At 69.9% G+C, this 14,819-nt stretch carries 15 protein-coding genes; 10 read left to right on the top strand and 5 right to left on the bottom strand.

Features of this window, described 5'->3' with window-relative positions; all coding sequences use genetic code 11:
* Positions 1–40 precede the first annotated feature (40 nt).
* Both ACK41C_RS05555 and ACK41C_RS05550 read left to right on the top strand, forming a co-directional pair.
* Positions 41–2,032 carry an alpha/beta hydrolase family protein gene (locus ACK41C_RS05555; protein ID WP_409651308.1) on the top strand — a complete coding sequence of 664 codons (1,992 nt, stop codon included), beginning with the start codon at positions 41–43 and terminating at the stop codon, positions 2,030–2,032.
* Between the two features lie 115 nt (positions 2,033–2,147).
* The gene (locus tag ACK41C_RS05550) at positions 2,148–4,133 is read left to right on the top strand and encodes an alpha/beta hydrolase family protein (RefSeq protein ID WP_409651306.1); all 1,986 of its coding nucleotides are present in this window, start codon (positions 2,148–2,150) and stop codon (positions 4,131–4,133) included.
* Here ACK41C_RS05550 and ACK41C_RS05545 read toward each other — a convergent pair.
* Positions 4,130–4,873, bottom strand: a complete 744-nt coding sequence (locus tag ACK41C_RS05545) for a HesA/MoeB/ThiF family protein (protein ID WP_409651304.1) — start codon at positions 4,871–4,873, stop codon at positions 4,130–4,132. The genes ACK41C_RS05550 and ACK41C_RS05545 overlap by 4 nt on opposite strands.
* A gap of 53 nt (positions 4,874–4,926) precedes the next feature.
* On the opposite strand from ACK41C_RS05545, the gene hslV reads away from it, so the two are divergent.
* Genes hslV through hslU form a run of 3 tightly spaced genes read left to right on the top strand, consistent with a single transcriptional unit; the run spans position 4,927 to position 7,641 of the window.
* Positions 4,927–5,466 carry an ATP-dependent protease subunit HslV gene (hslV, locus tag ACK41C_RS05540; RefSeq protein ID WP_409651302.1) on the top strand — a complete coding sequence of 180 codons (540 nt, stop codon included), beginning with the start codon at positions 4,927–4,929 and terminating at the stop codon, positions 5,464–5,466.
* Positions 5,467–5,468: 2 nt separating this feature from the next.
* Positions 5,469–6,302 carry a DUF4440 domain-containing protein gene (locus ACK41C_RS05535; RefSeq protein ID WP_409651300.1) on the top strand — a complete coding sequence of 278 codons (834 nt, stop codon included), beginning with the start codon at positions 5,469–5,471 and terminating at the stop codon, positions 6,300–6,302.
* A 34-nt stretch (positions 6,303–6,336) separates the two neighbouring features.
* The gene (gene hslU / locus ACK41C_RS05530) at positions 6,337–7,641 is read left to right on the top strand and encodes an ATP-dependent protease ATPase subunit HslU (protein WP_409651298.1); all 1,305 of its coding nucleotides are present in this window, start codon (positions 6,337–6,339) and stop codon (positions 7,639–7,641) included.
* 14 nt (positions 7,642–7,655) lie between these two features.
* Here hslU and ACK41C_RS05525 read toward each other — a convergent pair whose 3' ends face one another.
* Positions 7,656–8,132: a DUF2244 domain-containing protein gene (locus ACK41C_RS05525; RefSeq protein ID WP_409651296.1), complete on the bottom strand. Its 477-nt coding sequence runs from the start codon at positions 8,130–8,132 to the stop codon at positions 7,656–7,658.
* 79 nt (positions 8,133–8,211) lie between these two features.
* Here ACK41C_RS05525 and nth point away from each other — a divergent pair, with 79 nt between their 5' ends.
* Entirely contained in the window at positions 8,212–8,901 is a 690-nt protein-coding gene (gene nth, locus ACK41C_RS05520) for an endonuclease III (RefSeq protein ID WP_409651294.1), read from the top strand.
* On the opposite strand, the gene ACK41C_RS05515 is transcribed toward nth, so the two are convergent.
* Entirely contained in the window at positions 8,898–9,350 is a 453-nt protein-coding gene (locus ACK41C_RS05515) for a PA2169 family four-helix-bundle protein (RefSeq protein ID WP_409651292.1), read from the bottom strand. The two genes, nth and ACK41C_RS05515, sit on opposite strands and share 4 nt — an antisense overlap.
* A 178-nt stretch (positions 9,351–9,528) precedes the next feature.
* Here ACK41C_RS05515 and ACK41C_RS05510 point away from each other — a divergent pair, with 178 nt between their 5' ends.
* Together ACK41C_RS05510 and ACK41C_RS05505 are read left to right on the top strand one after the other, a co-directional pair.
* Positions 9,529–11,547: a transglycosylase domain-containing protein gene (locus ACK41C_RS05510; RefSeq protein WP_409651290.1), complete on the top strand. Its 2,019-nt coding sequence runs from the start codon at positions 9,529–9,531 to the stop codon at positions 11,545–11,547.
* A 56-nt stretch (positions 11,548–11,603) separates the two neighbouring features.
* On the top strand, positions 11,604–12,263 hold the full coding sequence (locus tag ACK41C_RS05505; RefSeq protein ID WP_409651288.1) for a nitroreductase: 660 nt from the start codon (positions 11,604–11,606) through the stop codon (positions 12,261–12,263).
* A 5-nt stretch (positions 12,264–12,268) separates the two neighbouring features.
* Here ACK41C_RS05505 and ACK41C_RS05500 read toward each other — a convergent pair whose 3' ends face one another.
* Positions 12,269–12,559 (bottom strand): hypothetical protein, encoded by a 291-nt coding sequence (locus tag ACK41C_RS05500; RefSeq protein WP_409651286.1) that lies wholly within the window; start codon positions 12,557–12,559, stop codon positions 12,269–12,271.
* Positions 12,560–12,615: 56 nt separating this feature from the next.
* Entirely contained in the window at positions 12,616–13,149 is a 534-nt protein-coding gene (locus tag ACK41C_RS05495) for a DUF6886 family protein (protein ID WP_409651284.1), read from the bottom strand.
* An 88-nt stretch (positions 13,150–13,237) separates the two neighbouring features.
* On the opposite strand from ACK41C_RS05495, the gene ACK41C_RS05490 reads away from it, so the two are divergent.
* Both ACK41C_RS05490 and hisB read left to right on the top strand, forming a co-directional pair.
* Positions 13,238–14,227 (top strand): adenosine kinase, encoded by a 990-nt coding sequence (locus ACK41C_RS05490; RefSeq protein WP_409651282.1) that lies wholly within the window; start codon positions 13,238–13,240, stop codon positions 14,225–14,227.
* Complete coding sequence (gene hisB, locus ACK41C_RS05485; protein ID WP_409651280.1) at positions 14,228–14,818, top strand: imidazoleglycerol-phosphate dehydratase HisB; 591 nt, start codon at positions 14,228–14,230, stop codon at positions 14,816–14,818.
* Position 14,819 lies beyond the last annotated feature (1 nt).

The raw sequence follows: 14,819 nt of genomic DNA, 5'->3' as shown, positions 1-14,819 counted from the left end.
CTGCCCAGAGATGACTACCGGTGATTGTTCGGGGGTGGGAATGATCACCAAGAGGGCGTTATTGGCCGCCGCCGCAGCTGCGCCTTGGGCGAGCTTCGCCGCCGGTGCGCAGGAAACCTCGGGCGCCCTGACCATCGAGGAACTGGTGCGGCCGGCGACGGTGCGCGGCGCCGCCCTTTCACCCAACGGCCGCCTCGTCGCCCTACTTCGAGAACAACGGGCCGGCGAAAGGCGCGTCGCGGTGGTCCTCCTGCTGGCGGCGGACGACCTGACGGCGCCTCCCAGACAGGTCGTGCTGGGCGATTTCGACGTCGACCGGCTCTATTGGGCCAATGACGAACGTCTTCTGATCTCCATTTTCGTAAAGCGGCAGGAGAACTATGTTCCGACCGGATCGCACCAGCCGCTAAAGCTGGACACCAGCTTCAGGCGGATGATGAGCGTCGGTCTCGACGACCAGCCGCCCGTCTTGTTGTTCGGCGATCAAACCCGGGTCCTGCGCAGCAATTTCGATCTGGGGAGCGTCGTCGACCTTCTCCCGAACGACGACAGGCATGTCCTGATGCGGCTGTGGGATCCCGCCTCCGGCGTGCGCGTGCTGCACGCCGTGGACGTCTATACCGGCGCGTCGACCTTGTTCGAGCGGGGCAACGCCGCGACCTACACCTGGTTCGTCCAGAACGGCCGGCCAATGCTGCGGTGGGACTACAACGCCCGCGGAACGGTCGCTTCCCTCTATGCCCGCGCTCCCGACGCCTCGGACTGGCGGCTCGTGCGCAAGCTGGTCATGCGGACCCAGATCCGGCGACCCGACCTCGACATCGTGGGGCCGACCGACGAGGCGGGAGTCTTCCTCGCCATCCATCGGACGGAAGACGAGCCCGTCGCGAGCCTCAAACGCTTCGATCTCCGCGATCTGACCTTCGGCGAAACGGTGTCCGCACGTCCCGGTCTGGACGTGGACGGCGCCCTGGTGGACGACCAGGGGCGGTTCGTAGCCGCGCGATATGTGGAAGATCGCTTCTCGTACGATTTCGCCGACGAGAGCCTGGCGCCCCACTTCCGGGGTGTCGAAAGCTTCTTCGGGCGCAAGATGAACGTCCGCCTCGTTCAGGTGGATCGCAGCGGCGGCCGCTTTGTCATCCACGCGACCAGCCCTCAGCAACCCTCGGCCTTCTATCTCTACGACGTCGCCGCCAGACGCCTCTCCCCGCTTGCGGCGGGAAGGCCCTGGCTGGGCGCGGATCGGCTCGCCCCGATGGAGAGCCTCGACGTACGCACTCGGGACGGCGCCTCGATCCGCGCCTACCTCACGGTTCCCCGAGGGGACGGGCCGCGGCCGCTGGTGGTGATGCCCCACGGAGGGCCGGAGATCCGCGACCGGTGGGATTTCGACCTCTTCGCCCAGGCTTTCGCGGCCCAGGGATGGCTCGTGCTGCAGCCCAATTTCCGGGGCTCGGGGGGCTATGGCCGGGATTTCGCCGCGGCGGGGCGGCGGCGATGGGGCGGCCGTATGCAGGAAGACGTGGAGGACGCCGTCGACCAGGTGGTCGCCGCCGGCCGGGTCGATCCCCAGCGCATCGCCATCTGTGGCGCCAGTTACGGCGGCTACGCCGCTCTGATGGGCGCCGTTCGGCGGCCCGGGCTCTATCGAGCCGCCGTGTCCATCGCCGGCGTCTCCGACCTGATCGAGGTCCTGGAAGATGTCCGCCGAAGCGGCGAGGACGCCGCCATCTATCAGTACTGGGTTGAGACGATCGGCGATCCGCAAGCCGAGAAGCCGCGCCTGATCCAGGAATCTCCACGCCATCGGGCGGGCGAGATCCAGGTCCCGGTGCTGCTGATTCACGGGACGGAGGACCAGGTGGTGAGGCCGGCTCAGTCGCGCATCATGGCCGGCGCTCTCAAGAGTGCGGGCAAGCGCTTCGAACATGTCGAGATCGCCGGCATGGACCATGGCGGCTGGGAGCCGACGGCGACCCGCCGGGTGCTGGAAACCTCCGTCGCCTTTATCGCCAAGGCGTTCGCCTGAGCGGGCCGCCATGGATCATCGGCGGCGAGACGCCGAGGCCGCCGGCCAAGCTTCGCTGTTGACGATGGGGGATCCCTTCGGGAACAACTACCGGCAGTTGTTCCGGGGGGAATTCATGATCACCAGACGAACAGCGCTGGGCGCCGCGGCCCTCGCGCCCTGGCTTGCAGCGCCGGCGGCCGCGGGCGTCGCCAGACCGTCGAGCCTGGAGGAGCTGACGCGCCCGGCGGTCAACCGTGGGGCCGCCCTGTCGCGCGACGGCAAACGTATCGCGCTTCTGCACGAGGTGAACGAGTCCGGGCGCCGCGCGGCCTATGTCAGCCTGATTTCGGCCGACAACTTCGACGCGCCGGCGACCCGGGTGATCATCGGCAACTATGACGTCGAGGACGTTCGCTGGGCCAACGACGACCGGCTGCTGATCTCCGTTCTAATGAAACGGGAAGAAGACTATGTTCCAACCGGCACCCGCTTCGGCATGACCTTTAACACCAGCGTCCGGCGCATGCTGAGCGTCGGGCTGGACGGCAGCCCGCCAGCCATGATGTTCGGCGACCGGGCGTTTCTGAAGACCAATTTCAATCTCAGTCAGATCGTCGACATGTTGCCGGACGATCCCCAGCGCATCCTGATGCAGGCCTGGGAACCTCAGGGGCTGTCCAAGGCGCTCTATTCCGTCGATGTCTACACCGGTGCGGCGGCTCTGGTGGAACGGGGTGGACCCGCGACCGACACCTGGTCGGTTCAGGATGGCAAGCCGGTCCTGCGGTGGGACTACAACGACCGGGGCACGGCGGGCTCACTGCTGGGCCGCCCTCCAGGCGAAACGAACTGGAAGGTGCTCCGCAAGATCGCCCGCTACGACGGCTTCAACCGGCCGGACTTCGACATTGTGGGCTTCACCGAAGCGGCCGGCGTGTTCCTCGCCGTCGCCCGCGCCGAGGGTGAGGACATGGCGAGCCTCCGCCCGTTCGACATTCGCGACATGTCCTTCGGAGAGGCCGTCGCCCAGCGGGAGGATCGCGATATCGAAAGCGCGCTGGTCGACGAGCACGGCCGCTACGTCGCCGCCATCTCCACGGACGACCGGGTGGTCTACGACTTTGCGGACAAGGCGCTGAACGCGCATTTCCGTGGCATCGACAGCTTCTTCGACAAGACCTGCAACGTGCGGATCTACGGCATGAACCGGGACCGCACCCGGTTCCTGGCCTTCGTCAGCGGCCCCCGCCTGCCGGGAGCCTATTACTTCTATGACCTTCCGGGGCGGCGGCTCGAGCCGGTGGCGATCTCCAGGCCCTGGCTCAAGGAAGAGAGCCTTGCGCCGGTCGAGATGCTGGACGTCCGCACGCGCGACGGCGCGACTTTCCGGGCCTATTTGACCGTTCCGCTCGCCAGCGGGCCCCGCCCCCTGGTCGTCATGCCCCATGGCGGCCCGGTCGCCCGGGATCGCCAGGATTTCGATCTGTTCGCCCAGGCCTTCGCAGCCCAAGGCTGGTTGGTCCTGCAGCCGAATTTCCGCGGCTCGGGCGGCTACGGCCAGGCGTTCGCCGAGGCCGGTCATGGCCGCTGGGGCGACCGGATGCAGGAAGACGTCGAGGACGCCGTGGCGCAGGTTCTGGCCAGCGGCCGCGCAGATCCCGACCGAGTGGCTATCTGCGGCGCCAGCTATGGCGGCTATGCGGCCCTCATGGGAGCGGTGCGTCGGCCGGACCTCTATCGGGCAGTCGTCTCCATCGCCGGCGTCAGCGACCTGCCCGAAATTCTGGCTTCGCAACGGCGGGACGGCGCTGATTCACCCTACTATCAGCTCTGGGTGCGGCGCATCGGCGATCCTGAGGCCGACGCCGAAAAACTGGCGGCCTGGTCACCGCGGCGTCGCGCCAAGGAATTTCGGGCCCCGGTGCTGCTGGTCCACGGACTCGAGGACCAGGTGGTTTCGGCCGACCAGTCGAAGGCCATGGCCTCGGCGCTGAGATCCGCCGGCAAGGCCGTCCAGTTGGTGACTCTGCGTGAGGCCGGCCATGGCTACTGGGAGCCGAAGGTCGAGCGCCAGGTGCTGGAAACCTCCGTCGCCTTCATCGCCAAGGCGTTCGCCTAGACCGGATCGCCGCAGGACGGGCATTCCGGGTCGGCGCCGATCTTCACCGTGCGGGTCTCGCCGGCCAGGCCGTCATAGATCATCAGCCGGCCGGCCAGGGGCTCGCCGGCGCCGGCGATCAGCTTGATCGCCTCCAGGGCCATCATCGAGCCGACCACGCCCGCCAGCGCGCCCACCACGCCGACGGCGACGCAGGTCTCGGCCTCCGGCGGGATGTCCGGCACCAGGCAGCGGTAGCAGGGCCGCCCGCGGAACACGCCTACCTGGCCCGTCCAGCGGCCTATGGCGCCGGAGACCAGGGTCCGCCCCTCGGCGACACAGGCGTCGCTGACGGCGAAGCGGGTGGCGAAGTCGTCGGTGCCGTCCAGCACCAGGTCGACGCCGCGCACCAGGGCGCGCGCGTTGCAGGCCTCCAGATGCACCGGCGTGGGGTCCACATGGACGTGCGGGTTCAGGGCGCGCAGCCGCTCGGCCGCGGCCTCCACCTTCGGCCGGCCCACATCGGCGGCGGCGTAGATCACCTGCCTTTGCAGATTGGAGACGTCCACCGTGTCGGCGTCGACCAGCACGATCCGCCCGACCCCGGCGGCGGCCAGGTAGAGTGAAGCCGGCGCGCCCAGGCCGCCGGCCCCGACGATCAGCACGCTGGCGGCCTTCAGCCGCTGCTGGCCGGGACCGCCTACCTCGCGCAGCACCAGGTGGCGGGCGTAGCGCTCGACCTCCTCGTCGGTGAAAGCCATGGCCTTGCCTCCGCGCGCTTGACCTCGCCGCCGCCCCCCGCCACATCCAAGCCATGACGAGCTTCCCCGACTGGCACGGCACCACCATCCTCGCGGTGCGCAAGGGCGGCCAGACCGTGATCGCCGGCGACGGCCAGGTCTCGATGGGCCAAACCGTGGTCAAGGGCAACGCCCGAAAGGTGCGCCGCCTGGCCGGCGGCCGGGTCCTGGCGGGCTTCGCCGGCGCCACGGCCGACGCCTTCACCCTGATCGAGCGGCTCGAGACCAAGCTCGAGCAGTATCCCGAGCAACTGGCCCGGGCCTGCGTCGACCTGGCCAAGGACTGGCGCACCGACCGCTATCTGCGCCGGCTGGAGGCCATGCTGCTGGTGGCCGACAAGGATTCCGTGTTCACCGTCACCGGCGTGGGCGACGTGCTGGAGCCCGAAAGCGGCGTGGCGGCCATCGGTTCGGGCGGCAACTACGCCCTGGCCGCCGCCCTGGCGCTCGCCGACAGCGCGCTCTCGGCCGAAGAGGTCGCCCGCAAGGCCATGGCCATCGCCGCCCGGATCTGCGTCTACACCAACGGCGAACTGACGGTGGAGACGCTCTAGCCATGCGCGCGCCGGCCGCAGCCCTGGCTCTCCTCGCCGCGGCGGCCGCCGGACCCGCTTTCGCCGCCGATCCGACCCCCGTCGTGGCCGCCGAACGCGCCTTTGCAGCAGACGGCCTGGCGTTGGGAATCCGCGACTCCTTCCTCAAGCACGCGACGGTCGACGCCATCGTCTTCGCGCCGGACCCCGTGCGGGCCCACGCGTTCTACGGCGCTCGGCCATCGACCAAGGGACCGCCGCTGGTCTGGTGGCCGCTGTGGGCGGGAATCTCGCGCTCTGGCGACCTGGGCTTCACCACGGGGCCGGCGACCTACGACGGCAAGCCCTCCGGCTGGTACTTCACCGTCTGGGCGCGGCAGGCCGACGGAAGCTGGAAGTGGGTCTATGACGGCGGCGCGCCGAGCGCCCATGGCGAGGCGCCCGGAGCCGAAGCCGAGCCCGCCCATCTCGCACCCGCCACCGGGCCGGACCAGACCCCGGAGGCCGCCCTGGACCAGGTGCGGGCCCTGGAGACCCAAGTCGCCGTCCAGGCGCTAGACGACGCCCGCGGCGCGCTGAAGGCGGTGCTGGCGCCCGAGGCGCGGGTGGTCGGCTCCCCTGCCGTTCCGGCCACGACGCCGCAGGCCGTCGAGGCCGAGCTTTCGACCCGTCCGGCCGCCATCGCCTTCTCGGCCCTCGGCGGCGGCGCCTCGGACGCCGGCGACCTGGTCTGGACCTATGGCGACGCGCGCTGGGAGGGCGGCCGCGGCCACTATGTGCGCCTTTGGCGGCACGACCTCCAAGGCTGGCGCCTGGTCTACGACATGATCCTGACCGTCCCGCCGCCCAAGGCCTGACAACCGGCCCCTCCCTCGCCTATCTAAGCGGCCCATGACCGAATTTTCCCCCCGCGAGATCGTCTCCGAACTCGACCGCTTCATCGTCGGCCACGCCGAGGCCAAGAAGGCTGTGGCCGTGGCCCTGCGCAACCGCTGGCGCCGCCGCCGGGTGCCGGCCGAGCTGCGCGACGAGGTGACGCCCAAGAACATCCTGATGATCGGCCCCACCGGCGTCGGCAAGACCGAGATCGCCCGGCGCCTGGCCAAGCTGGCCCAGGCCCCGTTCCTGAAGGTGGAGGCCACCAAGTTCACCGAGGTCGGCTATGTCGGCCGCGACGTCGACCAGATCGTCCGCGACCTGGTGGAGAGCGCCATGGCCATGGTGCGCGACAAGCGCCGGGCCGCCGTCCGCGCCCGGGCCGAGGCCGCGGCCGAGGAGCGGCTGCTGGATGCGCTCACCGGCCCCGGTTCCACCGCCGCCCGCGAGGCCTTCCGCCGCAAGCTCCGCGCCGGCGAACTGGACGACAAGGAGGTGGAGCTGAGCCTTACAGACACCGGGGGCGGCCTGCCGATGTTCGACATCCCCGGACAGCCGGGCGCATCCATGGGCGTGCTCAATCTGGGAGAGATGATGGGCAAGGCCTTCGGCGGCCGCACCAAGACCCACAAGACCACCGTCTCCGGCGCCTGGGCCCCGCTGATCGCCGAGGAGAGCGACAAGCTGCTGGATCAGGAGGCCCTGACTCAGGAGGCCCTGGAACTGGCCGAGAACAACGGCATCGTCTTCCTGGACGAGATCGACAAGGTCGCCTCCAATCGCGAACGGGCCGGCGCCGACGTCAGCCGCGAGGGCGTGCAGCGCGACCTCCTGCCCCTGATCGAGGGCACCACGGTCTCCACCAAGTACGGCCCGGTGAAGACCGATCACATCCTGTTCATCGCCTCGGGCGCCTTCCACGTGGCCAAGCCCTCGGACCTGTTGCCGGAGCTGCAGGGCCGCCTGCCGATCCGGGTCGAGCTGAAGGCCCTGACCCGCGACGATTTCCGCCGGATCCTGACCGAGCCGGAGGCCAATCTGATCCGCCAGAACCAGGCGCTGATGGAGACGGAAGGCCTGACGCTCGCCTTCACCGAGGATGCGATCGACGCGCTGGCCGACGCCGCCGTCACCGTGAACGGCGCGGTGGAGAACATCGGCGCCCGCCGACTGCAGACGGTGATGGAGAAGGTGCTGGAGGAGGTCAGCTACACCGCCTCCGACCGCTCCGGCGAGGCGGTCACGATCGACGCGGCCTATGTGAAGGCCCGCGTCGGCGAACTGGCCCAGAACACCGACCTCAGCCGGTTCATCCTGTAGCGCGCGCGCCGCGCTTACACCCGCCCGGAGCGTGCGGCGTAGATCGCCCGCTCCAGCGCCCGGGCGAAGTCGGCCCGCTCGACGGGGCTCAAGGCGCGAGCGACTGCGGTGTGGCGGCCTGAGAGCGACAGGCGCACCTCCTGGACCACGTCGTCCTCATCCACCTCGCGCCAGACGCGGGTGAAGGCCGTGGGGCTTTCCCACAGGACCCGGGTGAACCGCGGCGTCTCCTCCGAAACCCGGACGGCGTGCGCGGTGACCTGCACCCGCTCCACCCGCTTGGCCGCGGCGTAGCTGGCGGCGAAGGCGGCGGCCACGGCGGCCACGTCGAGGCCCAGGAACAGCGGCACGAACACCGCCCCCATGCGCAGGAAGGCGAGCGCCGCCAGGACGTTGAAGAAGGTCACCACGCTGATCAGCACGACGAAGCCGCGCTGCGAGAGCGAACGGTTGGGCGTGATCGTCGCGTCCATGTAGAGGAGGCTGTCCATCGCGCCCCTCACTCTACCTGCGAAACCGATCCGGCAGAAGGCTTGGCGAGACGGCGGCGTCGCGGCATGGTCCGCCGCCATGGCCAAGCCCGCCCGCAAGACCGCCGCCCGCCGCAAGCGCCTCTCGCCTGCCGAAAAGGCGCGGATCGAGGAGATCTTCCACCGCTTCCAGTCCCTGGAGGACGATCCGCGGACCGAGCTGGAATACTCCAATCCCTACACTCTGGTGACGGCGGTGGCGCTGTCGGCCCAAGCGACCGACGTCTCGGTGAACAAGGCCACGGCCAGGCTGTTCGCGGTCGCCGACACGCCGCAGAAGATGCTGGAGCTCGGCGAGGAGGGCCTCATCCCCTACATCGCCTCCATCGGCCTCTATCGCACCAAGGCCAAGAATGTCATCGCCGCCGCGCGCATCCTGGTGGAGCGTTACGGCGGCGAGGTTCCGCTGGACCGGGAGGCCCTTCAGGGCCTGCCCGGGGTCGGCCGCAAGACCGCCAGCGTGGTGCTGAACGAGCTGCGCGTGGAGCCGGCGATCGCGGTGGACACCCACGTCTTCCGGGTCTCGCACCGTCTGGGGCTTTCCACCGGCAAGACGCCCGAGCAGGTGGAGGCCGAGCTGATGGCGGTCGTGCCCGACCCCTACCTCACCCGGGCGCATCACTGGCTGATCCTGCACGGGCGCTATACCTGCATTGCGCGGCGGCCGAGGTGCGAGGACTGCCCGGTGGGCGATCTCTGCCCCTCGCGCAAGCTGTTCGTGAAGGTCTAGTTCAGGGAGTGCTTGATCCGGCTGACCTCGTCGTGGTCGGCCTTGATGCTGGCATAGGCGCGCTCCACCACCTGGCGGGCGGCCGGCGGCAGATCATCGTCCTTCAAGGCATGTTCGTACTTGCCCTTGATGGCGTCCTCGCCGCGCTCCACCTCGTTGATCACGGCCTTGTCGTCCTTGCCCATGATCGCCCGCTTCAGGTCGACGAACTTGTTGTGCGCCTTGCCCATCAGCGACTGGTCGGTCTCCGGCTCGCCGCCGAAGGTGCGCACCTCCGACTGCAGCTCGCGGGTGAGGTCGAGCCGACGCTGGGCGCGTTCCGAGAAAAGGGTCCGATAGGTGCTGGTCTCGGCGTTCTCGGCGGCTTCGCGGTAGCCGTTGGCGCTGTCGAGGGTGGTTTCGATCAGGCTGTTCAGAACCTTGACCGCATGCTCGTTGCTGGCCTGCATGGCGTTCTCCGGATGGATTTGGGGTTGCGCGCCCTAAACCCGCCGCACGCCTTGGCCGTTCCCGGCCGCGCCTCGACGCCTGGCCCCGCGCTTGCAAAGATTGCGTGATCGATCCCCAACCCGTGCGGCTTTGAGCCGGCCGCGCGCGTTTTCCCGACCATCATCGCCGAGCCCGCCCGTGACCGACGCCGCCGAACAGCCGAAGAGGGGACGCCGCCGGCGCCTCTCCTGGCCGCTGGCGGCCTGCACGGCCCTGGCGCTGTTCAACCTCACTCTGGGCGGCGCGGTCGCCTTCCACCACGCCTTCCTGCGGGACCTGCCGAAGGTCCCTGACCGCCACAGTCTCTGGGGCGCCGGCCGGCCGCCAGGCATGACCTTCGTCGACGGCCAGGGCCGAATCCTCGCCCAGCGCGGCCCCCGTCACGGCGCGCCGGTGCGGCTCTCGCAGCTCCCCGAGCACGTGCCCCTGGCCTTCCTCGCCATCGAGGACGCCCGCTTCTACGAACACGGCGCGCTCGATCCCCGCGGCATCCTGCGGGCCAGCCTGCGCAACGCCCGCGAGGGCCGGGCGGTGGAGGGCGGCTCCACCATCGCCCAGCAGCTGGCCCGCACCCTGTTCCTCAGCCCCGACCGGACGTTTCGGCGGAAGGTGCAGGAGGCGATCCTGGCCGCCCGCCTGGAGCGGATGCTGACCAAGGACGAGCTGCTCGAGCTCTACCTCAACCGCATCTATCTGGGCGGCCGGGCCTACGGGCTGTCAGCCGCCGCACAGACCTACTTCGGCAAGGCGCCGGCCGAGCTTTCCTTGAGCGAAGCCGCCCTGCTGGCCGGATTGCCGCGCGCGCCGACCCGGCTGTCGCCCACCAACGACCCGGACGCCGCCTGGGCCCGCGGACGGCTGGTGCTGGCCAGGCTCTCGGCGCTCGGCTGGATCGAAGCGACGCCCATCGAGGCGGCGCTGGCCGCACAGCCCAGGCTCGCCCCGCCGGGGGCCGCGCCGGAAGGCGACATGGCCTGGGCCTACGACGCTGCGGCCGCCCAGGCCCTGGCCCTGGTTGGCGACCGGGCGCCCGACCTGGTGGTGGAGATCACCATCGATCCGAATCTCCAGGCCCACGCCGCCCAGGTGGTGCGCGCGACGCTCGCCCGCGAGGGCCGCGCCCGCGGCGCCCGCCAGGCCGCGCTGGTGGCGCTCGCGCCCGACGGGGCGGTCCGCGCCCTGATCGGCGGGGCCGATTATGGGGAGAGCCGCTTCAACCGCGCCCTGCAGGCCCGTCGCCAGCCCGGCTCGGCGTTCAAGCCCTTGGTCTGGGCCGCCGCCCTGGAGCGCGGCGTGCGCCCCGGCGACATCCGTCACGACGCCCCGGTCCACCTGGCCGGCTGGCGGCCTCAGAACTATGGCGGCGGCTATCGGGGCGCGGTCACCGTGCAACGCGCCCTGCAGCTTTCCATCAACACCGTCTCGGTGCGCCTGGCTCGCGAGAGTGGAATCGAGCAGGTGGCGGCGCTCGCCCGCCGCTTTGGGCTGGCGGGAATTCCCGACTCACCCGGGCCGTCCCTGGCGCTGGGCGCCTACGAGGTGACGCCGCTGGAGCTCGCCGCCGCCTATCAGGTGCTGCAGTCCGGCGGCGGCCAGAGCCGGCCCTATCTGGTGGCCCGCATCGCCGACGCCCGCGGCCAAGCGCTCTATGTCCGGCCGCCTTCGGCCTCCGCGCCGGTCTATCCGGCCTTCGAGGCGGCCGAGATGGTGCAGATGATGGAGGGTGTCGTGCGCGCCGGCACCGGGCGCGACGCCTGGTTCGGGCGCCCGGCCGCGGCCAAGACCGGCACCAGTCAGGACCACCGCGACGCCTGGTTCGCAGGCTTCACTCCCGACTGGCTGTGCGTCGTCTGGGTCGGCAACGACGACAACCGGCCGATGGCCCGCGTCACCGGCGGCCAGATTCCCGCGGCGATCTGGAAACGCTTCATGACCCAGGCCCATCGCGGCCTGCCGGTGCGCGACTACGACTGGTTCCCCTCACCGCCCCCGGCCGCCCTGCCCGAGCCGACCCTGATCGCCCTGGAGGCCGCCGCCGACCCGGCGCCGGTCCGCCGCAACCGCGTCGCCGAGCAACGGGAGGCTGAGGAATCCTGGCTCTATGAGCCCCCCGAACCGGAGGCCTGGCCGCCCCGCTGGTCCGAGGTCCCCTACTGAGCCTTTCCTTCCCTCGCGACAGTTTGCTTGGATAGGCCCGAACAAGGGAGCCGCCCGTGAACGTCAGCGAGGCCGTCGAACGCCGCATCTCCATCCGCGCCTTCAGGCCCGAGACGCCGCCGGCCGAAACGGTGCGCGAGATTCTGCAGGCCGCCGCCCGCGCGCCCTCCGGCGGCAATCTTCAGCCCTGGCGGGTCTACGCCCTGGCCGGCGAGCCCCTGGCGGAGCTCAAGGCCAAGGTGACGGCGAACCCCTTCGGGGAAGAGCCGGAATACGACGTCTATCCCCCCAATCTGTGGGACCCGTTCCGGACGCGGCGCTTCGAATGCGGCGAGGATCTCTACGCCACCATCTCCATCCCGCGCGAGGACAAGCCCGCCCGCCTGCGCCAGCTGGCCCGCAACGGCGAGCTGTTCGGGGCGCCCGTCGGCCTGTTCTTCTGCCTGGACCGCAAGCTCGGCCCGCCGCAGTGGTCGGATCTCGGCATGTACATGCAGACCGTGATGCTGCTGGCGACGGAACGGGGCCTCGACACCTGCGCCCAGGAATACTGGGCGCGTTATCCGAAGACCCTGGCCGAAGTGCTGAACCTGCCGGACGACCACATGGTGTTCTCCGGCATGGCCCTGGGGTGGCGCGACGAAGCAGCCCCGATCAATACCCTGCGCACCCGCCGCGACCCCTTCGAGGCGTGGGCGGAGATGCGCGGGTTCTAGAGCCTTCAGGTGATCCGCTTGGCGCTGGGCGGATCAGAGGCCGGGAAGCTTTCCTCGATGCTTTCGTCGACCAGGGCTTCCTGGCGGCTCTCGGCGGCGGCGGCCTTGTCGGCCAGTTGGTCTGGCTTCTCCGTCTCGCCCAACGGCTCGGCGCCGCGGACGGAGGGGCCGTCGACCGAGCGGTCCTCAGGCCTGACCTTGCCTTGAACGGCTGCGTCGGCGGCGGGGCCGCTGGAGCCGCGAACAAGGCCCGCGTCCGCCTTCTTATCCTCCGACTTGTGACCGAAGATTCCCATATTCCCTCCGGAATTTGTTTCGGAAGGAAAACGCCCCAGGCCGCCGCCAAGTTGCCTCAGGCCCAGCCCCTTGCGTTCCGCAGCCGGATTCCGCTGACGTGCAGGCTGGACTCCCACGCTCCCTTCAGGGGGGCGAGGCTTTCCACGACCCTCAGCTCGACATCGTGCGCCCGCAGCGCCGCCGGCAGGTCGGAGAGAGTCTCCATGGCGAACGGGACCACCGCCTGGCGCGACACGAACATGCCGGCGTCCTGCAGGTCCTCGAAGGTGTCCGGCGGCAGGTCGTAGCGATGGATCGTTCCGGTCCGCACCCGCTCCAGCCAGTCCCACTCGACATAGGCCACCGTCGCCGCGGCGCTGGCGCCCAGCCATCTGCGGCGGTCGGCCTCGGTGGTCTGCGGCGTCCCCCAGAGCAGGATCCGCGGACAGTCGCGGGGAAACAGGTACATGGGCGCGCGCTGCGCCTCGATGGCCCAGACCAGCGGCCCGTTCAGCCACTCCCGCCCCGGCGGCCGCGGCGAGGGAACGCGCACCGGCCGCGGGTCGAAGCGCCGGATCGCGGGATCCTCGCTGAAATGATGCAGCCGCATGCCTGTCATTCCTCCGCCTGACCCAAGTCGTTGCCCGGCCAGCGCTTTGGCTGTAGCAACCGGCCGACGCCTTCCCGGAAAGACCTATATGACCGAGCTTTACGACGTCGCCGCCATCGGCAACGCCATTGTCGACGTGATCGCCCCCGCCGAGGACGCCTTCATCGCCGCCAACGGCCTCGACAAAGGGGCCATGATGCTGATCGACGAGGCCCGCGGCGTCGAGCTGTACGAAAAGATGGCGCCCGGCATCGAGGCTTCGGGCGGCTCGGCCGGCAACACCATAGCCGGGATCGCCTCGTTCGGCGGCAGGGCGGCCTTTCTGGGCAAGGTGGCCGAGGATCAGCTCGGCGACGTCTTCACCCACGACATGCGCGCCATCGGCGCCCATTTCGACACCCCGCGCCTGGTCGGCGGGCCGGCCACCGCCCGCTCGCTGATCAATGTCACCCCCGACGGCCAGCGGACCATGTGCACCTATCTGGGGGCCTCCACCGAGTTCGTGGCCGACGACATCGACCCCGCTGTGATCGAGGCGGCGCAGATCGTCTATCTCGAAGGCTATCTGTTCGACGCAGAGCCGGCCCGGCGCGCCTTCGCCAAGGCCGCGGGCCTGGCCCGGGGCGTCGGGCGCAAGATCGCCATCACCCTGTCGGACAGCTTCGTGGTGGAGCGCCATCGCGACGCCCTGCTGGGCTTCCTCGAAACCCAGGTCGACCTGGTCTTCGCCAATGAGAGCGAGGTCACCGCCCTCTTCGAAACCGACGACTTCGACGCCGCGGTGGCGGCCCTGCGCGAGCGGGTGAAGATCTGCGCAGTGACCCGCAGCGCCAAGGGCTCCGTGGTGGCTACGCAAGGCGAAACCCACGCCGTGGAAGCGTTCCCGGTGGAAAAAGTCGTGGACACGACGGGCGCGGGCGACCAATACGCAGCCGGGTTCATGTTCGGCCTCGCGAGGGGGCGGCCGCTCGACGTCTGCGGCCGGCTCGGCTCGCTCGCCGCGGCCGAGGTGATCTCGCACTACGGCCCGCGTCCGCTTGCCTCCCTGAAGGATCTGGCGGCGTCGAAAGGACTCTAGATGGCCCGCACCGCGGAAGTCGTCCGCAATACCAAGGAGACCCAGATCACGGTGCGCGTGGATCTGGACGGCTCCGGCGTGGCCGATGTCGAGACCGGCGTCGGCTTCTTCGACCACATGCTGGATTCCTTCGCCCGCCACGGTGGGATCGACCTCTACGTGCGCACCAAGGGCGACCTGCACATCGACTTCCACCACACGGTGGAGGACACCGGCATCGTGCTGGGCCAGGCGATCAAGGAGGCCCTCGACGGGTTCAAGGGGATCCGCCGGTTCGGCCACGCCTATATCCCGATGGACGAGACCCTGACGCGCTGCGCGATCGATCTCTCCAATCGGCCCTATCTGATCTGGAAGGTGGCGTTCCGCACGCCCAAGATCGGCGAAATGGACACCGAGCTCTTCAAGGAGTTCCACCACGCCTTCGCCATGAACGCCGGCGCCTGCGTGCACCTGGAGACGCTCTACGGCGACAACAGCCACCATATCGCCGAGAGCGGCTTCAAGGCCCTGGCCCGCGCCTTGCGGACGGCCATCGAGCTCGACCCCAAGACCCACGGCCACGCCCCCTCCACCAAGGGCGTGCTGTAAG

This window comes from Phenylobacterium sp. (genome assembly GCF_046290725.1).
GTDB lineage: Bacteria > Pseudomonadota > Alphaproteobacteria > Caulobacterales > Caulobacteraceae > Phenylobacterium.
Note: the sequence above shows the minus strand (reverse complement) of the source record. Positions and strands in the feature narration are given on the sequence as shown.